General features: G+C 62.9%; 19 protein-coding genes and 1 pseudogene. 14 read left to right on the top strand and 6 right to left on the bottom strand.

What is annotated here, in order from left to right:
- Positions 1 to 213 precede the first annotated feature (213 nt).
- The 9 genes and pseudogenes from C9I57_RS18305 (at position 214) to C9I57_RS18265 (ending at position 6,043) form a co-directional block, all read left to right on the top strand.
- Positions 214 to 630, top strand: coding sequence for a PAAR domain-containing protein (locus C9I57_RS18305; RefSeq protein WP_107152030.1), 417 nt, complete (start codon positions 214 to 216; stop codon positions 628 to 630).
- A gap of 2 nt (positions 631 to 632) precedes the next feature.
- On the top strand, positions 633 to 1,127 hold the full coding sequence (locus C9I57_RS18300; protein ID WP_107152029.1) for a DUF4123 domain-containing protein: 495 nt from the start codon (positions 633 to 635) through the stop codon (positions 1,125 to 1,127).
- The gene (locus tag C9I57_RS18295) at positions 1,120 to 1,587 is read left to right on the top strand and encodes a hypothetical protein (protein WP_107152028.1); all 468 of its coding nucleotides are present in this window, start codon (positions 1,120 to 1,122) and stop codon (positions 1,585 to 1,587) included. The genes C9I57_RS18300 and C9I57_RS18295 overlap by 8 nt, the downstream gene beginning before the upstream one ends.
- Before the next feature lie 127 nt (positions 1,588 to 1,714).
- Positions 1,715 to 2,068, top strand: a complete 354-nt coding sequence (locus C9I57_RS33630) for a restriction endonuclease fold toxin 5 domain-containing protein (RefSeq protein ID WP_308836361.1) — start codon at positions 1,715 to 1,717, stop codon at positions 2,066 to 2,068.
- Between the two features lie 18 nt (positions 2,069 to 2,086).
- Complete coding sequence (locus C9I57_RS18285; protein ID WP_107152087.1) at positions 2,087 to 2,815, top strand: immunity 52 family protein; 729 nt, start codon at positions 2,087 to 2,089, stop codon at positions 2,813 to 2,815.
- A gap of 47 nt (positions 2,816 to 2,862) precedes the next feature.
- Positions 2,863 to 3,586: pseudogene (locus C9I57_RS18280) on the top strand (immunity 52 family protein).
- Positions 3,587 to 3,594: 8 nt separating this feature from the next.
- Entirely contained in the window at positions 3,595 to 4,221 is a 627-nt protein-coding gene (locus C9I57_RS18275) for a hypothetical protein (protein WP_107152026.1), read from the top strand.
- A gap of 279 nt (positions 4,222 to 4,500) precedes the next feature.
- Positions 4,501 to 5,229 carry an immunity 52 family protein gene (locus tag C9I57_RS18270; RefSeq protein ID WP_107152086.1) on the top strand — a complete coding sequence of 243 codons (729 nt, stop codon included), beginning with the start codon at positions 4,501 to 4,503 and terminating at the stop codon, positions 5,227 to 5,229.
- Positions 5,230 to 5,305: 76 nt separating this feature from the next.
- Positions 5,306 to 6,043: an immunity 52 family protein gene (locus C9I57_RS18265; protein ID WP_107152025.1), complete on the top strand. Its 738-nt coding sequence runs from the start codon at positions 5,306 to 5,308 to the stop codon at positions 6,041 to 6,043.
- Between the two features lie 211 nt (positions 6,044 to 6,254).
- Here the strand turns inward: C9I57_RS18265 and cspD are convergent, their stop codons facing one another.
- Positions 6,255 to 6,461: a cold shock domain-containing protein CspD gene (cspD, locus tag C9I57_RS18260; protein WP_017776809.1), complete on the bottom strand. Its 207-nt coding sequence runs from the start codon at positions 6,459 to 6,461 to the stop codon at positions 6,255 to 6,257.
- Positions 6,462 to 7,028: 567 nt separating this feature from the next.
- On the opposite strand from cspD, the gene clpS reads away from it, so the two are divergent.
- Both clpS and clpA read left to right on the top strand, forming a co-directional pair.
- Complete coding sequence (clpS, locus tag C9I57_RS18255) at positions 7,029 to 7,343, top strand: ATP-dependent Clp protease adapter ClpS (protein ID WP_018443197.1); 315 nt, start codon at positions 7,029 to 7,031, stop codon at positions 7,341 to 7,343.
- Entirely contained in the window at positions 7,340 to 9,637 is a 2,298-nt protein-coding gene (clpA, locus tag C9I57_RS18250) for an ATP-dependent Clp protease ATP-binding subunit ClpA (RefSeq protein ID WP_107152024.1), read from the top strand. The genes clpS and clpA overlap by 4 nt, the downstream gene beginning before the upstream one ends.
- A gap of 110 nt (positions 9,638 to 9,747) precedes the next feature.
- Here the strand turns inward: clpA and dut are convergent, their stop codons facing one another.
- From dut to C9I57_RS18225, 5 genes are all read right to left on the bottom strand, one after another.
- On the bottom strand, positions 9,748 to 10,194 hold the full coding sequence (gene dut / locus C9I57_RS18245) for a dUTP diphosphatase (protein WP_107152023.1): 447 nt from the start codon (positions 10,192 to 10,194) through the stop codon (positions 9,748 to 9,750).
- A 63-nt stretch (positions 10,195 to 10,257) separates the two neighbouring features.
- Positions 10,258 to 11,472, bottom strand: a complete 1,215-nt coding sequence (gene coaBC, locus C9I57_RS18240) for a bifunctional phosphopantothenoylcysteine decarboxylase/phosphopantothenate--cysteine ligase CoaBC (protein WP_107152022.1) — start codon at positions 11,470 to 11,472, stop codon at positions 10,258 to 10,260.
- Between the two features lie 53 nt (positions 11,473 to 11,525).
- Positions 11,526 to 12,026: a signal peptidase II gene (lspA, locus tag C9I57_RS18235; RefSeq protein WP_107152021.1), complete on the bottom strand. Its 501-nt coding sequence runs from the start codon at positions 12,024 to 12,026 to the stop codon at positions 11,526 to 11,528.
- Complete coding sequence (gene ileS, locus C9I57_RS18230) at positions 12,026 to 14,863, bottom strand: isoleucine--tRNA ligase (protein WP_107152020.1); 2,838 nt, start codon at positions 14,861 to 14,863, stop codon at positions 12,026 to 12,028. Before ileS ends, lspA begins: the two co-directional genes overlap by 1 nt.
- 146 nt (positions 14,864 to 15,009) lie before the next feature.
- Entirely contained in the window at positions 15,010 to 16,056 is a 1,047-nt protein-coding gene (locus tag C9I57_RS18225) for a bifunctional riboflavin kinase/FAD synthetase (protein WP_107152019.1), read from the bottom strand.
- A gap of 216 nt (positions 16,057 to 16,272) precedes the next feature.
- Here C9I57_RS18225 and purN point away from each other — a divergent pair, with 216 nt between their 5' ends.
- Genes purN through C9I57_RS18210 form a run of 3 tightly spaced genes read left to right on the top strand, consistent with a single transcriptional unit; the run spans position 16,273 to position 19,702 of the window.
- Positions 16,273 to 16,929 (top strand): phosphoribosylglycinamide formyltransferase, encoded by a 657-nt coding sequence (purN, locus tag C9I57_RS18220; RefSeq protein WP_107152018.1) that lies wholly within the window; start codon positions 16,273 to 16,275, stop codon positions 16,927 to 16,929.
- Positions 16,926 to 18,314: an RsmB/NOP family class I SAM-dependent RNA methyltransferase gene (locus C9I57_RS18215; protein ID WP_258187701.1), complete on the top strand. Its 1,389-nt coding sequence runs from the start codon at positions 16,926 to 16,928 to the stop codon at positions 18,312 to 18,314. Before purN ends, C9I57_RS18215 begins: the two co-directional genes overlap by 4 nt.
- The gene (locus tag C9I57_RS18210; RefSeq protein ID WP_107152017.1) at positions 18,311 to 19,702 is read left to right on the top strand and encodes a mechanosensitive ion channel family protein; all 1,392 of its coding nucleotides are present in this window, start codon (positions 18,311 to 18,313) and stop codon (positions 19,700 to 19,702) included. The genes C9I57_RS18215 and C9I57_RS18210 overlap by 4 nt, the downstream gene beginning before the upstream one ends.
- Positions 19,703 to 19,823 lie beyond the last annotated feature (121 nt).

Raw genomic sequence — 19,823 nt, 5'->3', positions numbered from 1 at the left:
GCAAAACGCCGATAGATCAACGATTTATCGGCGTTTTTGTTTGGTGGTTGTGTGTTACCTGCTGTCACGGGATGGAGCTGGATGAGCTCATCCATCAATGGCGGCATGTCGCGGAGCGCGGTGTCACCGATTTGTCCGAGAAAGCCTGATCCGGTGCTTTTTGTCGCGAGCCGATGGTAAAGTCCAGACAAAACAGCACTAAGAGAGGGCCACGTGTCACGCAGCATCATTTGCGTCGGCGACACCACGTCGCACGGCGGCAAGGTTCTTGAAGGAAATCCGACAGCCACACTCGACGGCAGGCCGATTTCCGGCGTCGGGCACATGGTCGCATGCCCGCAATGCAAGGGCATATTTCCGATCCTGCCTGACCTGCTGGGTCGCCGTTATCCCCATGTGATGGACGGTCGCGATACAGCCGTCGAAGGTATGCGCACTGCATGCGGCGCGACGCTGATCGCGTCACAGTCGAATTCCACCATCAGCGACGAAGGCGAAGGCCATGCAAGTACCGGCGTAGGCGTCGCAACGTCGGCGACTGCATTGCCGCTGTCGCCAAGCCCGACGCTTTGTCTCGAATGCTTGAAAGCGGCCGCGCAAAGCGGCGCAACGATGGTCATGCGGGGGTAGTCGTGCCGCCCGCAAAAATCGAAGAGTATTTCTCGCAGCGTCAGGCGCAGGCGTCATTGCCCGTTCGCCTGTACGCGCTTGTTGACGCGCTGTTATACGGACGCGGTGAAACGGTCGGGCGGCCGGCAGCCACTATCGGATTATTCGACGGTACGTCGGACGCATCGTTGGCTGACGCCGGGCCGTGGCTGATCGATTTCGCGGAAGCGTCCCCCAGCGTCAAACAGTCGTTATTCGCGATGGGCGCGGGTGCAGAGGGCGTTTCTTGGCTCATTAGCGCATATCCCTTTGCCGCGCTTGCCGAAGTGCTCGCAGGGCGTTTGAACGCTCGCATGCCTGACGGTCGTACCGCGTTGCTGCGCTTTTACGACGCGCGGTTGATGGGAGAAATCGCGCGTTTGTTCTCGTTCACGCAGCGCATCGAATTCTTCGCGCCGACATTCGACTGGCTCGCGCAAATCAACGGTGAACTGACGAGGTTGCATCCGCATGCTTGAACTGACGACAGAGCAGATCGCAGCGCTTGCCGAAATCGATGCGAAGCGGTTCGTTGAAGGCGTGCGCGTGGATTTGTGCAACGACGATCCGAAGCTGGCCGACGACGCGACACTTTCATCACGGTTGTGGCGTGCGTTCAAGGCCGCGCGCGAAATCGGCATCCAGCGCGACGAAAATCTGGTTGCGTTCCTCCGCGTCGAAGCATATGCGCCGGGCTTCTACGAGCAGCCTGCGATACGCGCATGGCTGACGCGCCCGGGCCGCACGCCGGATGAACGGTTTCACGACTATATGCGCGTGGTGCGCTGGCATATTGAACATCCTGAATTTGAGGGAGGATTGAATTATGGCGGGTCTGGCGGTTCCGATGATAGCGGGGGCAGCGCGAGCCCTTGGTCCGGTCTTGGCGCGCGCTGGCGCAGCTTTATTGGGCGGGGCGGCGGTAGGGGCAACGGGTAGTCTCTCGGGCGATACGAAGAAAGAAGACAGCAAGGCCGCGCCTGCGGCACGGACGCTGCCGCGTACTGATGAAAGCTGCAAGAAGTGCCCGCCAGAAGGCGGTAAGTTCAGGCACGCCAATCACCACATGACGAAGGCGGCACGAGAATACCAAGGCCGGATTACCGGCTGGCCGTATAGTGTCGAGGAAGGATGGAGCCAAGAGTGGGAATGGTTGGACACTGATTTCGATGGCTTCATCCCGGCACAGTGCATGTTGCAGGAAGCCAAGGGCAACTACGACCAGTTTGCCGAAGCCGAGTGGGCGAAAGATGTGTTCAAAGGTTTCGATGTGATGGAAGATACGATAGCAAGGCATGGGCGACTAGTGCGCCAGAATCCGCCGACTCAACTCATGTGGTACTTCCAAGGCCCGAAAACGCGAGCAAAAATGGTCCGGTTGCTTGGGCGCTGGGGCATTCAGTCTGTTGTTGTACCTTGAGGCATCGATATGACGAACATCGAAATTCACGCTGAATTCCTTGACGACGCGCTCGGGCTGCACGATTTTGAGACGGTGATAACGCGGCTGGGCCGGATCGCGGATGCGATTGCGCAGCGCGGCGGGATCGCAAAAAGCGAGTGGCACTTGAAGGGCTATACAGAGGAAGAGGCGAGCCTGTATCCGGTTTTCAATGGCGATGTACCGGCAACGGCGGCGCTGGCCGTCACCCGGGAAGAATTCCGAAATATTAACGATGTAACATCGGTAGGCATGTGGGCGCATCCGGAAGGAACGCAAATCGGCGGCAGCATGACATGTCGCCTATTGCCGCAGGGTGAGCCGAAATCCATTGAGGTGTCGCTGACAAATCGCGCCGAAGTAAGCAACGGTGAGTTAATAAATTACGGAGACTTTGTTCACTACGTCACCCTGATCGCTAAGGAATTCAACCCGATCATTACTGAAGTGTCGCCGCCCGATTACTTCGAAAAACGGGTGTTCGATGACAAGCCGGGCGTCGGCTGGATGCTGTATCTGCCGAAGGTCATCACTGTGCAACAGGTGCCGGAAGCTCGCGCGTTGATTCCTGTTCCCGAGCCAGACAAGAAGCAGGTCGGCACGATCATAGTTAGCGTCGCGGATGGCGTGTTTTCTGCGGACAACCCCGAGCATGTCGAAGTCGCGAACCGCATCGAAATCCGGTTGGTCGATCAAGACTTGTTGCCCGCATACGCGGATATCTGACGCCTGACTGGAGCGCCGACGCAACGTCTTCCAACCGTGATCCGAACATGGAAATACATGCGATGTTTCGGGACGCTTCACTGTCGTCTCAAGACTTCCGGGAGATGCTGACACGTGAATCGCGGCTCGTAGCTGCGCTGGCCGCCAAACAGCCTCGGATGGCTCATGTGAACTGGCGGCTCACTGCGGATTCGCTCGAAGAGGCGAACGTTTATCCCGCCTTCGATGAGAACGGGGACCCTTCGACGCCAGCACTGGCGGTGTTGACGACACGCGCCGGGAGCAAACGCCAAAGCGTGTCACACGCCGCGATTTGGAATGCAGCGGAAGGGGATGATAGTGCCGTGATTTCCTGTCAGGTGTCCGACGCAAAGGTATTGCCTGACCGTGTGACGCTTGATATCGATGCGGGCCTCTGTCCGCCGTCCGCCGATGATATGGCTGCCAGCATTCAGGCCGTCGTTGCCAGCTTCGCGCCCCTGGTCGTGGAGGTGGCGCCGAAGGAGTATTTCGACAAGCGCGTGTTTGACGACAAGCCTGGCGTCGGCTGGATGCTGTTTCTGCAGAAGGCCATCACCGTACAGCAGGTGCCCGAGGCCCGCGCGTTGATTCCCGTTCCCAAAAGCAGGCAAGAAGCAGGTCGGCACCATCATCGTGAGCGTCACGGATGGCGCATTTTCCGCAGACAACCCGGAGCATGTCGAAGTCGCGAACCGCATCGAAATCCGCTTGGTCGATCAGGATTTGCTGCCCACATACGCGGACATCTGAGCGCTCAAATGAACGTCTACACCTTTGACCATCCGGTAAAGAAAGAACTAGAGGATGTGATCGGCTTGCGGGGCGACATGCAAACTGCGCGCGACTGCATACGGCTCCTGATTGGCCCACCCGCGTCGCTCGGCGGGGCTCGGCTTTTGTCGCGCGCGCTCTACACGCAGGCGTTGGTATCATATGTCCGTTGCTTTGCGTCTGGCCGCAGGAAGTGGCTGCGCAGGGAGTTATTCGCTGACCGCCCGGACCTTGCGGCACGCCATGAAGACCTCAAAGCAATGCGGGACAAGCACGTCGCCCATTCCGCTGAATACGCAGAGCACGTGAGCGTAGTGGTAGCGGCTGAGCACGAAACTGCGCCAGCGGTGGGGCTCAGCGTCCGCAACTGGTTTTTTGTCGGTGACGGCCCAGACGGCTTAGCAACGTTCCTTGAATTGGTCGAGTTTGTCGAAGCGCACCTTGCCGAAGAAGAAATTCGACTCGGAAACGAAGTTGCAACGCTCGTTCTGGGCGAAGGGGCGACATGGCAAAGCGCGTTGCAGGCTTTCAGCGAGGCAACGAGCTACCACCATCCAGTGTACGGAATGACGAAGCAACTTGTGAGGGGCGAAGACGATGGAATCGTCTGCTAGGCTCGGCATTCGTTCGCGCCATTGCGTACGCATGCATTTCTTTCGTCAGACGCAGAGTAGGCTGCGGGAGCCCAGAGCTACTTGAAATGGAATGGGCGAAAGACAGGTTCAAAGGCTTCAGAACGATCATGAGGCAGGCGCTCATAGTCCGCGCAAGCTCCGCCTGCTAAGCTCATATGGTATTTCCAGGGTCCAAAGACCCGAGCAAGAATGCTAACGTTGCTCAGGCGCTGGGGCGTTCAATCTGTTGTCGTACCTTGAGCCATCAACATGACGAGCATCGAAATTCATGCTGATTTCCGCGACACCACGCTTGCGCCCACCGACTTCGAAACGCTGCTAACGAGGCTAGGTCGGATCGCGGACGCAATCGCGCAGCGCGGCGGAATCGCGAAAAACGAGTGGCATTTGCAGGGCGACACAGAGCAAGAAGCCAAGCTGTACCCGGCGTTCGATGGTGACGCGCCATCAACGGCAGCGCTGGCCGTCATCCGAGAGGAATTCCGCAATGTCACAGATGTGACTTCTGTGGGCATGTGGGCGCACCCGGAAGGAACGCAAATCGGCGGCAGCATGACCTGTCACATACTGCCGCAAGGCGAGCCGGATGCCTTTACTGTATCGCTCACGAATCTAGCCGACGTAAGCAACGGTGAACTAGTCAATTACGACGACTTCGTGCATTACGTAAGCTTGATCGTAGCGGAGTTCAGCCCGGATGTGATCCAAGTAGGGCCGGTGGAATATCGCGAGAAACAGGTGTTCGATGACAAGCCGGGCGTCGGCTGGATGCTGTATCTGCCGAAGGTCATCACCGTGCAACAAGTGCCAGAAGCCCGAGCGTTGATTCCGGTTCCCGAAGCCGGCAAGAAGCAGGTCGGTACGATCATCGCGAGCGTCACAGATGGGGTATTTTCAGCGGACAACCCTGAGCATGTTGAGGTTGCGAACCGCATCGAGATCCGGTTGGTAGATCAAGATTTGTTGCCAGCATACGCGGATATCTGAGCATAGGGCCGCCGCAAATTTGAAACATCTGCCGCCGAGCCGCGACGGCGACGGGGTACAGATCAGCCGTGATCCTATGAACATTCTTGCTCAATTTCGTGATGCGCCAGACTTCGCTGGCGCGGGTCAATTCGAGGTTCATCTGCGGCGATTGTGGTCTGTAGTGGAACTGCTCGCGAGTAAGGACGAGCGCCTTGCGCAGTGGTATTTGACAGGCGACACGGAGTTCGAGGCACGTCTACATCCAGTCTTCGAGGCTCCCGGCGTGCCATCGTCTGCGATATCGGCCGTTCTTTCCATCCGATACGAAGGCGCAAGAAAAAATCGGCCCAAAGTGATGGGCTTTTGGAACGGTCACAACAGTTCGACCGATGGCGCGCAATTAAAGCTCTCGATTGACACGGGCGTGATGCCCTCGGAAGTCGAAGTTGACCTGCCGGAGCAAGCAGAGCCGACGCAACGGCTTGGCGACTACGCGGCTATGGAGGACGGCGTTTCTGTGATTGCTCGCCTCTACAACCCTGCTTATGTGTCGGTCGCTCCTAGGGCATATTTCGGGAAACAGGTGTTCGATGATAAGCCGGGCGTCGGCTGGATGCTGTATCTGCCGAAGGTCATCACCGTGCAACAGGTGCCGGAAGCCCGAGCGTTGATTCCGGTTCTCGAAGCAGGTGAGAAGCAGATCGGCACGATCATCGTGAGCATCACGGATGGCGTATTTTCCGCGGACAACCCGGAGCACGTCAAAGTCGCGAACCACATCGAAATCCGGTTGGTCGCTCAGGACTTGTTGCCCGCATACGCGGATATCTGACTGCAGGCTACGGACGGCGCGTTCGCCGAAACGCCCGTTTCTTGACTCAACGCAATAATCCGGCGTCAGCCTGCGCCGAGAATGGCATCGTGATGCTTTGGGAAGGTGTACTGACCGGACTGGTCGGGTTCAGGTGGCCGCGGCGGGATTTCACAGCGCGAAAAAAACCCGGCCGCAGCCGGGTTTTCGAATGCACAACGCTCGAACGATGTCAGGCAGCAGCCTGGATGTTCGACGCTTGCTTGCCCTTCGGGCCTTGGACCACCTCGAAGGACACCTTCTGACCTTCCTTGAGCGTCTTGAACCCGTTCATCTGGATGGCCGAGAAATGCGCAAACAGATCCTCACCACCTTCGTCCGGCGTAATGAACCCGAAGCCCTTCGCGTCGTTGAACCACTTGACCGTACCAGTTGCCATACCAACTTCCCCTGTAACTCTCATGTCCTACCACGAGCACGCTCGAAAAGCCGGACAGCCGCTCTCGCAGCCGCCCCCTCCGCACAAGCTCACCTCGGCATTTTTTCGTACTTGCACTTGTTGCAGCCAGCTGAAAAAAAGTGCCAGCTTGATTGTTGGACCTCTTTAAGGAAGTGTCAAGGGAATTTTGAGATGATGCGTGCGCGCTTGCGCGCGGTTGTTGCCTGTGAGGGTTTTTCCGACTTCTCAGTGTGCGCTGACGCAAGCGAGGTCACTTGAAAAGTCGCATAATCGACGCACATCGGAGTAGTGCGAGACATATCAGCCGGTGTGCGCCGCATCGCCGGCGGCGCGACCGGCACGCGTTGTGCGATACTCGATCGAACTGCGGACCGCGCCCTCGAAGGGTCGCCCAACGGCGACGGGGAAGCGGCTCCACGGCGGGTTCGCGCGGTGCATGGGGTTCGCGCGGGTGCATGCCGATCGCACCGCGGCGGTGCGCTCGGCGGCTCTTCGGTCGGGTTTCCGGAGGATTGCGGGCGCGACCGAGTTGTTTAGAATGGGTGTATGGCGATTATCCCGGACAGGCAGGACGGCACGGTACTCGAGCGGCAGGAAAACGAGCTGAAACCGCCGTCCATGTATAAAGTGGTACTGTTGAATGACGATTTCACGCCAATGGAGTTTGTCGTGATGATCGTGCAGGAATATTTCAATAAAGACCGAGAGACCGCGACGCAGATCATGCTGAAGGTGCATCGCGAGGGGCGGGGAGTTTGTGGGGTCTACACGCGGGACATTGCGTCGACCAAAGTCGAGCAGGTTGTTACGCACGCACGGCAGGCAGGGCATCCGCTGCAGTGCGTGATGGAGGAAGCATGATTGCCCAGGAACTGGAAGTCAGCTTGCACATGGCGTTCATGGAAGCGCGCCAGGCACGGCATGAGTTCATCACCGTCGAACATCTTTTGCTGGCATTGCTGGACAATCCCACAGCGGCGGAAGTGTTGCGCGCCTGCGCGGCCAACATCGAGGACTTGCGCCAGAACCTGCGCAACTTCATTCATGACAATACGCCGACGGTGCCCGGCACCGACGACGTAGACACGCAGCCTACACTCGGCTTTCAGCGAGTGATCCAGCGCGCGATCATGCATGTGCAGTCGACTTCGAACGGCAAGAAGGAAGTCACGGGTGCAAACGTCCTCGTCGCGATCTTCGGCGAGAAGGATTCGCATGCCGTCTACTACCTGCAGCAGCAGGGGGTGACTCGGCTCGACGTCGTCAACTTCATTTCGCACGGCATCGCCAAGACGAACAGCAGCGATGCGGCGAAGGCCGGCGATTCGAACGCCGAGTCGGAGGACGCGGCTTCGCAGAAGGAAACGCCGCTCGCGCAGTTCACGCAGAACTTGAACCAGATGGCGAAGGACGGTCGCATCGATCCGCTCATCGGGCGCGAGTCCGAGGTCGAGCGCGTCGTGCAGGTGCTCTGCCGGCGCCGCAAGAACAACCCCTTGCTCGTCGGCGAGGCCGGCGTCGGCAAGACGGCCATCGCGGAAGGGCTCGCCTGGCGCATCACGCGCGGCGAGGTGCCCGACATTCTGGCGGACGCACAGGTCTACTCGCTCGATATGGGCGCGTTGCTCGCCGGCACGAAGTACCGCGGCGATTTCGAGCAGCGGCTCAAGACGGTGCTCAAGGAGCTCAAGGAACGTCCGCACGCGATTCTCTTCATCGACGAAATCCATACGCTGATCGGCGCGGGCGCCGCATCGGGCGGCACGCTCGACGCATCGAACCTGCTGAAGCCGGCGCTCTCGTCGGGCACGCTCAAGTGCATCGGCGCGACGACGTTCACGGAATTCCGCGGCATCTTCGAGAAGGATGCGGCGCTTTCGCGGCGCTTCCAGAAGATCGACGTGACGGAGCCGACGGTCGAGCAGACCGTGGCGATCCTGCGCGGGCTCAAGTCCCGGTTCGAGGAGCATCACGGCGTCAAATACTCGTCGGGCGCGCTGTCGGCGGCGGCCGAGCTGTCGGCGCGTTTCATCACGGACCGTCATCTGCCTGACAAGGCCATCGATGTGATCGACGAGGCCGGCGCGGCGCAGCGGATCCTGCCGAAGTCGAAGCAGAAGAAGACGATCGGCAAGGGCGAAATCGAGGAAATCATTTCCAAGATCGCGCGCGTGCCCGCGCAAAGCGTGTCGCAGGACGATCGCAGCAAGCTGCAGACGCTCGATCGCGACTTGAAGGCTGTGGTGTTCGGTCAGGATCCGGCGATCGATGCGCTCGCGGCCGCGATCAAGATGGCGCGCGCGGGGCTCGGCAAGACCGACAAGCCGATCGGCGCATTCTTGTTCTCGGGCCCGACCGGCGTCGGCAAGACCGAAGTCGCGCGGCAGCTCGCGTTCACGCTCGGCATCGAGTTGACCCGCTTCGACATGTCGGAGTACATGGAACGCCACGCGGTGAGCCGCCTCATCGGCGCACCGCCCGGATATGTGGGTTTCGATCAAGGCGGGTTGCTCACCGAGGCCGTGACGAAGAAGCCGCACTGCGTGCTGCTGCTCGACGAAATCGAGAAGGCGCACCCGGACATCTTCAACGTCCTGCTGCAGGTGATGGATCACGGCACGTTGACCGACAACAACGGACGAAAGGCCGATTTCCGCAACGTCATCATCATCATGACGACGAACGCGGGCGCGGAATCGATGCAAAAGGGCACGATCGGCTTTACGACGCGTCGCGAGACCGGCGACGAAATGGCCGATATCAAGCGGATGTTCACGCCCGAGTTCCGTAACCGGCTCGATGCAACCATCAGCTTCCGCGCGCTCGATCAGGAAATCATCATGCGCGTGGTCGATAAATTCCTCATGCAGCTCGAGGATCAATTGCACGAGAAGAAGGTCGACGCGGTCTTCACCGATGCGCTGCGGCAGCATCTCGCGAAGAACGGCTTCGATCCGCTGATGGGCGCGCGGCCGATGCAGCGGCTTATCCAGGACACAATCCGGCGCGCGTTGGCGGACGAGTTGCTGTTCGGCAAGCTGATGAACGGCGGGCGCGTGACCGTGGATGTCGACGAAGCTGACAAGGTGCAGTTGACGTTCGACGAGAACGCAGTGCCGCGCAATCCGAACCCCGAGACGGTCGAAGTCGAATAAGGGCGCGGTTGCAGCGGACCGTTCGGTCCGACATGGAAAAAGCGGCGCGGGAAAACTCCCGCGCCGCTTTGTTTTGTGGGGGGCGCCGCGCACAGGCAGCGGCGCGCCGTTCAGTGCTTGCCGGTGCTGCCGAAGCCGCCCGCGCCGCGCTCGCTTTCGACGAAATCATCGACGATATTGAATTGCGCCTGCACGACCGGCACGATGACCAGTTGCGCGAGACGCTCCATCGGATTGAGCGTGAACGTCGTCTGGCCGCGATTCCACGTCGAAATCATCAGCTCTCCCTGATAGTCCGAGTCGATCAGGCCGACGAGGTTGCCGAGCACGATTCCATGTTTGTGGCCGAGGCCCGAACGCGGCAGGATCAGTGCCGCGAAGCCTGGATCGCCGACATGGATGGCAAGGCCCGTCGGCACGAGCCGCGTCTCGCCGGGCTCGATCACGAGCGGCTTGTCGAGGCAGGCGCGCAAATCGAGGCCGGCACTGCCCGGCGTGGCGTAAGCGGGCAAGTATTCGCGCATGCGCGCATCGAGGATCTTCAGGTCGAGTTTCATTCGTTCGTTGCGTTTACTGACGGAAAACGATAAGCGACCGGCGCGCCACGCTTCTCGCACCGCTCATGAAATGAGGCTCGCGTCGGGCAGCCGGCGCGCGATTTCGCGCACGAGCGCGGCCGCAAGCGCGTCCTTGTCCATCCGGGGGAGCCGCGTGACGCCGTGCGCATCGAAGAGGACGACCTCGTTGTCGTCGCGCCCGAACGTCTTGGGCCCCAGATTGCCGACGAGGAGCGGCACGTTCTTGCGCACACGCTTTTCCTCGCCGTGCGTCTCGAGATTGCCGCTTTCGGCCGCGAAACCGACGCAGTAAGGCGCGTTGGGCAACTGCGCGACCGTCGCGAGGATATCGGGATTCTCGACGAAAGCGAGGCTCGGCACACGATGCCCCGCCGTCTTCTTGATCTTGTCGACGCTCGCCTCATCGACGCGCCAGTCGGCCACGGCTGCGACGGAAAAGAAGACATCGCAATCGGCTGCGGTCGAGAGGACCGCATCGTACATTTGCCGGGCCGTTTCCACGTCGTCGCGCACGACGCCCCAGGGCGTCGCCAGTGCGACGGGGCCCGCGACGAGACGAACGGCGGCGCCGGCTTGCTGCGCCGCGCGGGCGATCGCGAAGCCCATTTTGCCGCTCGAGCGGTTCGTGATGCCGCGCACGGGGTCGATCGGCTCGAACGTGGGGCCAGCCGTGATCAATACGCGCCGGCCGGCGAGGATTTTGGGCTGAAAGAACGAAACGACCGCCTCGTAGGTCGCCTCGGGCTCGAGCATGCGCCCGTCGCCGATTTCACCACAGGCCTGCGAGCCCGAATCGGGGCCGAGCACGAGTATGCCGTCGGCGCGCAGTTGCGCCACGTTGCGCTGCGTGGCCGGATTTGCCCACATCTGGCGGTTCATCGCCGGCACGACGAGCAGGGGGCAATCGCGCGCAAGACATAGCGTCGAAAGCAGATCGTTCGCCATGCCGTGCACGAGCTTGGCGATGAAGTCCGCCGACGCGGGAGCGATCACGATCGCGTCGGCCTCACGCGACAAATCGATGTGCGCCATGTTGTTGTCGATGCGCGTATCCCACTGGCTCGTGAAGACAGGGCGGCCCGAGAGCGCCTGCATCGTGACGGGCGTGATGAACTGCGTCGCCGCCTCCGTCATCGCGACTTGCACCGTTGCGCCGGCCTTCGTCAGAAGCCGCGTCAGCTCGGCGATCTTGTAACAGGCGATGCCGCCCGTCATGCCCAGTACGAGATGCTTTCCTGCGAGTTCCGCAATTGCCAACGTTGCCTCCGAATGCGCGTATCGGCGAATGAGCCTCGCGCGCCCAATCTCGCTCAGCGGGATCCGCCCACGCGCCGCAGCTCGTCCAACACCAGCAATAGTGCACCGATTACGATCGCGCTGTCGGCCAAGTTGAATGCGGGCCAATGCCAGCCGCCGACGTGAAAGTCGAGAAAGTCGATCACGTGGCTGTGCACGAGCCGGTCGATGACGTTGCCGAGCGCGCCGCCCATGATCAGCGACAGCGATGTGCAAAAGAGCCGCTGGTTGCCGTGGCGCTTGAGCAGATACACGATGACGAGCGCTGCGACGACGCCGAGCGCCGTGAACGCCCACCGCTGCCAGCCGCCCGCCGCGGCGAGAAAGCTGAATGCCGCGCCCCGGTTGAATACGAGCAGCAGATTGAAGAACGGCGTGAACGGGTAGGGCGTCGCGTATGCGAGCACTTTCGTGACGGCGATCTTCGTCAACTGATCGCACAAGATGACGATGAGCGCGATACCGAGCCACGGCGCGAGCGTGCCGCTCGCTTGAATCGGACGGGTCTTCGCCATTATGCCGCGCTCCTCGTTTCGCCGTTGCCGAACAGGTTGCTGACGCAGCGGCCGCAGAGCGTCGGGTGCGCGGCGTCGGCGCCGACGTCCGCGCGATAGTGCCAGCACCGCTCGCATTTGAGGTACTTCGACGCGATCACATCGACGCCTTCCTCGGCTTCCGAATCGACCTCGACGACCGTCGCGGCCGAGGTGATCAGCACGAACTTGAGATCGTCGTCGAGGCTCTTCAGCGCGTCGAAGGCCGCGCCGGTCGCGCGGATTTCGACTTCGGCCTGCAGTGAGGAGCCGATCAGATTGGCCACGCGTGCTTCCTCGAGTGCCTTCGTCACGTTGCCGCGGATCGTTCGCAGGAGCGCCCACTTCTCGCGTAGCGTATCGCCGCCGGGAACCTCGGGGTAGCGGTAGTAAAGCTCCGTGAAGATCGTGTCGTTGCCGGGCTGGAATACCTGCCACGCTTCTTCCGCCGTAAACGAGAGGAACGGCGCCATGATCCGCAGCAGGCCTTGCGCAATGTGATAGATGGCCGTCTGCGCCGCGCGGCGCGCATTCGAATCGGGCGCGCACGTGTAGAGCCGGTCCTTCAGCACATCGAGATAGAAGCCACCGAGATCCTCGGAGCAGAACGTGAGCAGCTTCGCGACGACCGGATGGAACTCGAACTTTTCGTAGTGGGCGAGGATGTCGCGCTGCAGCTCGTCGGCAAGCGCCACCGCATAGCGATCGATCTCGAGCCATTCGTCGATCGGTCGCGCGTCCTTCGCGAAGTCGAAGTCCGATAGGTTGGCGAGCAGGAATCGCAGCGTGTTGCGGATGCGGCGATAGCTCTCCGTTACGCGCTTCAAGATTTCCTCGGAAATCGCGAGCTCGCCCGAGTAATCGGTCGAGGCGATCCAGAGGCGGATGATTTCGGCGCCGAGGCGGCTTGCCACGTCGTGCGGATCGACGCCGTTGCCGAGCGACTTGCTCATCTTGCGGCCTTCGCCGTCGACGGTGAAGCCGTGCGTGAGCAGCGCCTTGTAAGGCGCGCGGCCGTCGAGCATCGAGGCCGTCAAGAGCGACGAGTGAAACCAGCCGCGGTGCTGGTCCGAGCCTTCGAGATAGAGGTCGGCCGGGAACGCGGACACGTCTTTGTGCGAGCCGCGCAGCACGTGCCAGTGCGTCGTGCCCGAATCGAACCAGACGTCGAGCGTGTCGCGGTTCTTCTCGTACATGTTCGCGTCGTCGCCGATCAGCTCGCGCGGATCGAGCGTTTGCCATGCCTCGATGCCGTGCTTTTCGACGCGCTCCGCGACGGCTTCGAGCAACTCGAGCGTGCGCGGGTGGAGCTCGCCGGTTTCCTTGTGCACGAAGAACGCCATCGGCACGCCCCATTGGCGCTGCCGCGAGAGCGTCCAGTCCGGGCGGTGCGCGATCATGTTGTGAAGGCGCTGCTTGCCCCACGACGGATAGAATGCGGTGGCCTCCACGCCCGCCAGCGCCGTTTCGCGCAGCGTCGGTCCGCCGTCCTTCGGCGCGACATCCATGCCGGCGAACCATTGCGACGTCGCCCGATAGATGATCGGCGTCTTGTGGCGCCAGCAGTGCATGTAGCTGTGCGTGTACTTTTCCTTGTGGATCAGCGTGCCCGCGGCATCGAGCGCTTCGATGATCTTCGCGTTGGCCGTCCAGATCGAGAGACCGCCGAAGAGCGGCAGCGATTCGATGTAGCGGCCGTCGCCCATGACGGGGTTGATGATGTCCGAATCGGCGAGCCCATGCGCCTTGCACGACTCGAAGTCCTCGACGCCGTAAGCCGGTGACGAATGGACGATGCCCGTGCCCGTATCGATCGTCACGTACTCGCCGAGGTACACGGGCGACGTGCGCTTGTAGCCGGGATGAGCCGAGGCGAGCGGATGATGGAACCGCACGTTGGCAAGCTTCGCCCCGGGCGCCGTGGCGACGACGTTGCCCGTCAAGCCGAATTCCTGCAAGCAGGCCGCGACGCGCTCTTCGGCAACGATCAGCATGCCGCGCGGCGTATCGACGAGCGCATAGACGAGTTCGGGATGGACGTTGAGCGCCTGGTTGGCCGGAATCGTCCACGGCGTGGTGGTCCAGATGACGATGCCGCCCTCGGCGCGCGGCAGTGCTTCGAGCCCGAACGCGCGCGCCGTTTTCTCGGGATCGGCGAACGGGAACAGCACGTCGACGGAAGGGTCGGTCCGATCCTTGTACTCGACTTCGGCCTCGGCGAGCGCGGAGCCGCAATCGAAGCACCAGTTCACGGGCTTCAATCCGCGAAAGACGTAGCCCTTCTCGAGGATCTTCGCGAGCGCCCGGATTTCGCCGGCCTCGTTCGAGAAGTTCATCGTCTTGTACGGATTGTCCCAATCGCCGAGCACGCCGAGCCGCTTGAAGCCGGCTTTCTGTTTCTCGATCTGCTCGGCCGCATAGGCGCGCGCCTTTTGCTGCACCTCGGTGACGGGCAGCGACTTGCCGAACTGTTTTTCGATCTGGATCTCGATGGGCATGCCGTGGCAGTCCCAGCCGGGCACGTAGGCCGCGTCGAAGCCGGCCATGTTGCGCGACTTGACGATGATGTCCTTCAGGATCTTGTTGACCGCGTGGCCGAGGTGGATGTCGCCGTTCGCGTAGGGCGGCCCGTCATGCAGCACGAAGCGCGGCCGGCCCCGGCTTGCCGCGCGGATCTTGTCGTAGACGCGCTTTTCCTCCCACTCTTTGACGCGTTGCGGCTCGCGCTTCGGAAGGTCGCCGCGCATCGGGAACGGCGTGTCGAGCAGGTTGACCGGGTACTTGGCCTGAGATTTCGAATCGGCTTTCTTGTCGCTCATAGTGAGATCGCTGAAACTTCGTTTGGGCGTCCGGACTGCGGGCGCCACTCAATCGGTGTCGGTCGGCGGCGCGGCGGTGCGAGCGCCACGAGGCCCCAAGGTCATGACCCGCCGGGCCGCCGCTGCATTTGGGTGTTGCGCTATTGCTAGCGAATAATTCGATCGGTCGCCGATGTCGAAAATCCGGTCGCACGGCTACCCGGCGCGCTCGGGGCGGCAGGATGAGCGGCGGCCGGCGCCGCCATGCCCACGCGCGCGCCGCCCGTCGCGGCGAAATAGGCCCGCGCGTTCGCGACGTCGCGCGCGATCGCCCGCGTCAACGCTTCGAGGTCCGTGAACTTCTCCTCGTCGCGCAGCTTCTTCAGGAATTCGACGCGCACGAGTTTGCCATACGCGTCGCCATGCCAGTCGAGCAGATGGACCTCGAGCAGGACGCGGCCCGAATCGTCGACGGTCGGGCGCAGTCCAAGGCTCGCGACGCCCGCGAGCGGCTCGGCTTCGATCCCGTGCACGCGCACGATGAAGATGCCGGCAAGCGCGGGGCGCTTGTGCGCGATCGGCAGATTCAGCGTCGGAAAGCCGAGATCGCGGCCGAGCTTGAGGCCGTGCACGACATGTCCGCTGATCAGATAGTCGCGGCCGAGCGCTTCGCGCGCGGCGTCGAGCTCGCCCGCGGTCAGGAACGCGCGCACCGCCGAGCTCGAGATGCGCGCGCCGCTCGGATCGACGATCGTCGCCATTCGCTCGACTTCGAAGCCATGGCGCTCGCCGGCCGCCTTCAGCGATTCGAAATCGCCGGCGCGCTTGGATCCGTAGCGGAAGTCGTCGCCGATCAGCACCCAGCGCGCATGCAGGCCGCCGACGATGATCCGCTCGACGAACGCGTCGGGCGACTGGCTCGCGAACGTGCGGTTGAAGTGCTCGACGACGACGCGGTCCACGCCGTTCATGCGCAGCGCTTCAAGCTTGTCGCGCAGCATGGCGATGCGCGGGGGGGCGCCTGCCGGATCGAAGAATTCACGCGGATGCGGCTCGAAGGTCATGACGCAGGCGGGCAGGCCGCGCTCGCGCGCCGCTTCGCGCACGCGTGCGAGCAGGGCCTGGTGCCCGCGGTGGACACCGTCGAAGTTGCCGATCGTCAGCGCGCAGGGCGCGCGGCTCTCGGCGTTGGGAAGACCGCGGAAGACTCTCACGATAGCCGTTGGGGTGGGCGACAAGGGCGTGAGCCGCGAGCCGCGAAACCAAAGATCGACGCGCGCCGCGAGGCGCTGCGAAGCAGGAGATTATAAACGGTCACGGCGTTCACTGCCCCCGGAGGCCGTCGGATATCGCCCAACGGCGCTTCCCGCGCAAGCCCCCGCAGGGTGCTCCCGTCGGGGCGACCCGCACCTGAATGATAAAATCCTTGAATGAAGAATATTGTGATTTTGATTTCAGGGCGGGGCAGCAACATGCAAGCGATCGTGCGCGGCTGCGCGCGCGAGGCTTGGCCGGCGCGCGTCGCGGCCGTCGTCGCGAATCGGCCCGACGCGGCGGGGCTGGCGTTTGCGGCCGAGAACGGCATCGCCACGGCCGTCGTGGATCACCTCGAATTTCCCGAGCGCGAGGCGTTCGATACGGAACTGGCGGCCGTCGTCGATCGCTACGAGCCTGATCTCGTCGTGCTCGCCGGGTTCATGCGCGTCTTGACGACGCGGTTCGTCGAGCGCTACGCGGGGAGGATGCTGAACGTGCATCCATCGCTATTGCCGTGCTTCCCGGGACTCAAGACCCATCAGCGCGCGCTCGAAGCGGGGGTCGCGCTGCACGGAGCGACCGTCCATTTCGTCACGCCGCAGCTCGACCACGGACCCATCGTGATCCAGGCCGCGGTCCCCGTCGTCGCCGGCGACGACTCAAAGCGGCTCTCGGCACGCGTGCTCGCCTGCGAGCACATCATCTATCCGCGCGCCGTGCGCTGGTTCGTCGAGGGGCGCCTTGCGCTCGACGGCATGCGCGTCGAGGTGACGCCGCCGGAGCCGCGCTGGTTGTTCGCTGACGTTCGCGAAGAGGAGCAACAACAATGACGAGCCGCCCCCCGCGCCCGCAACGCCCCCAGCGCCCGCTGCGGCCTCAACGTTCGCAGGAGCGCCGCGCGCAAGGGCGAGCCGACTCGCAGCCGCGCCGCGAGCAAGGGCTGCACGGCTTCCTGATCGGCCAGACCGAAGCGCTGCTCGATGAGATTCTGAAGTTCGTCGGACCGGCCGACGCGACGACGAGCCGCTTCTTCCGCGCGCATCCGAAGCTCGGTCATTTCGAGCGCGGCGTCATCGCCGAGGCCGTGTTCGCGGTGCTGCGCAGGCGCATGGAGTTCGCGCATCTGGCGGAGAGCGGCGTCGGCAGCCCGACGCGCCGGCTCGCGCTGCTCGGCCTCATGCAGACCGTCGGCCGCTCGGCGGTGAAGCCGTTCGTCTCCGAGGACGAAAACGCGTGGCTCGAGCATGTCGCGAAGATCGACCCGGCGAGCCTGCCATTGCGGATCCGGCTCAATCTGCCCGAATGGATCATTGAGGCGCTGGCCACGCGGTTTGCTGGCGAAGAGCTCGCGCAGCTCGCGGCGGCGCTCAACTACCCGGCCCCGCTCGATCTGCGCACGAACCCGATCAAGGCGAGCCGCGACCAGGTGCTCGACGCGCTGAAGGAGGCAGGTATCGACGCCGGCGCGACGCCGTTCGCGCCGTTCGGCGTGCGCGTGGCCGGCAAGCCGGCCCTGACGAAGCTCAAGGTGTTCGAGGAAGGGTGGGTCGAGGTGCAGGACGAGGGCAGCCAACTGCTTTGCGCGCTCGTCGCGCCGCGGCGCGGCGAGATGATCGTCGATTTTTGCGCCGGCGCGGGCGGCAAGGCGCTTGCGCTCGGTGCGGCGATGCGCTCGACGGGCCGGCTCTATGCATTCGACGTGTCCGAGCGCCGGCTCGCGAAGCTGAAGCCGCGTCTCGCGCGCAGCGGTCTTTCGAACGTCCATCCCGTGCTCATCGATAGCGAGCACGACGTCAAGATCAAGCGGCTGGCCGGCAAGATCGATCGCGTGCTCGTCGACGCGCCGTGCAGCGGGCTCGGTACCCTGCGCCGCAACCCGGACCTCAAGTGGCGCCAGAACGCGGCCGCCGTCGCCGAGTTGACGCCGAAACAGGCGTCGATTCTCGCGAGCGCCGCGCGCCTCGTGAAGCCGGGCGGTCGCCTTGTCTACGCCACGTGCAGCGTGCTCGAGGCGGAGAACGAGGCCGTCGTCGCCGCGTTTCTCGCCGATCACCCCGATTTCGCGCTCGTCCCGGCGGGCAAGCTGCTCGCCGAGCAGCGCATCGAGCTCGAGATGGGCGACTATCTCTCGCTCTGGCCCCACCGCCATGCCACGGACGGATTTTTCGCGGCCGTGCTCGAGCGTCGGCCGGAACGTGAGAACGCTCCGACATGATCCAGAACCACATCCTCTCTCACATGCTCGCGGACATCGTCCGCGACTTCGGCGAGCCGGTGATGGTCTGGCAGGGCGGCACGCTGCTGGGGCTGCTGTTGGCCGCCTGGCTTCTCGCGCGCTTTTTGCGCCGTAAGCTCGAAGTGCACCGCCGCGCGCGCCACGAGGCGCTGCGCTTCGGCGCCGAGAGTCTCGACAAGGCGCTCTTCCCGTTGCTCGGCAGCGTCCTGGTCTGGTTCGCGCAGGCGATTCTCGCCGACTACATGTCGACGTCGCTGCTCGAACTCGCTCTCGTGCCGCTTTTCGGCATCGCGCTCATCTACGTCGTCTTCTATGTCGCGCGGCGCGTCTTCAGCCACGGAAAGCAGGCGCACGCCTGGCTCTTCATCGTCGAGAAGCTCGTGACGGTGCTCGTCTGGGTCGGCATGGTGCTTACCGTGCTCGGTATCCAGGACCAGGTGCTGCGCTGGATGGCGTCGGTGCGGTTTCGTGTCGGCAACGAACGCATGACGCTGCTCTCGCTCACGACCGGCGTCCTCTGGGTCTGCGTGACGATGGTCGTGGCGCTCTGGCTGGGCTCGATGCTCGAGGAGCGGCTCATGCGCTCGCGCTCGATCGATGCCAACCTCAGGGTCGTGCTCGCGCGCGTCGGTCGCGCGCTGCTCATGCTCGCGGCGGTGCTCGTGAGCTTTTCGCTCGTCGGCATCGACGTGACGGTGCTCGGGGTGTTCGGCGGCGCGCTCGGCGTGGGGCTCGGCTTCGGGCTCCAGAAAATCGCCAGCAACTATGTGTCGGGATTCATCATCCTCATCGATCGATCGCTGCGCATCGGCGATTCGATCAACGTCGGCGGCCTGCAAGGGATCGTGACCGAGATCCGCACGCGCTACACGACCGTGCGCGGGCTCGACGGCATCGAAACGCTGATCCCGAACGAGAAGCTCATCACGGACGTCGTTCAGAACCATTCGTCGTACCTGACACGCGGCTACGCGAAAGCGCCCGTGCAGGTGGCCTACGACATGGACGTCGAGCGAGCGATGGCGCTGCTCGTCGAGGCGGCGCGCGGCGTCGAGCGGATTCTCGAAGACCCGGCGCCGACCCCTTATCTCGTCTCGTTCGGCGCGGACGGCATCAACCTCGAGCTCGGCTTCTGGATCGAGGATGCCGCGAAGGGCACGGCCGGCGTGCGATCGGCCGTGAATTGCAACATCTGGCGTCTTTTCAACGAGCATGGCATCGCGATCCCGTATCCGACGCGCGACGTGCGCATCGTCGGCGAGCTGCCGGCGGCCCTCGCGCCGGCGAACGACAACGCCGCGGGCGCGGCCGGGACCGTCGCCGACGTCACCCGACTGGGCATGAATCGCGCTCGCGATGCCACTTGAGTCGGCTTGGGGGCGTGGCGCTGCGTCGCGTGCGCGAGAGCACTTTTGTTACAAACTGCCGAGTGCGTTGAAGTACAATGCCTCCCAGCCCAACAGTTTGCTTACGTCTATGTGACTGTGC

Origin of the sequence: Trinickia symbiotica (assembly GCF_003028655.1) — a bacterium.
GTDB lineage: Bacteria > Pseudomonadota > Gammaproteobacteria > Burkholderiales > Burkholderiaceae > Trinickia > Trinickia symbiotica_A.
The sequence above is the reverse complement of the archived record's forward strand: the minus strand, read 5'-3'. Positions and strand labels throughout refer to the sequence as shown.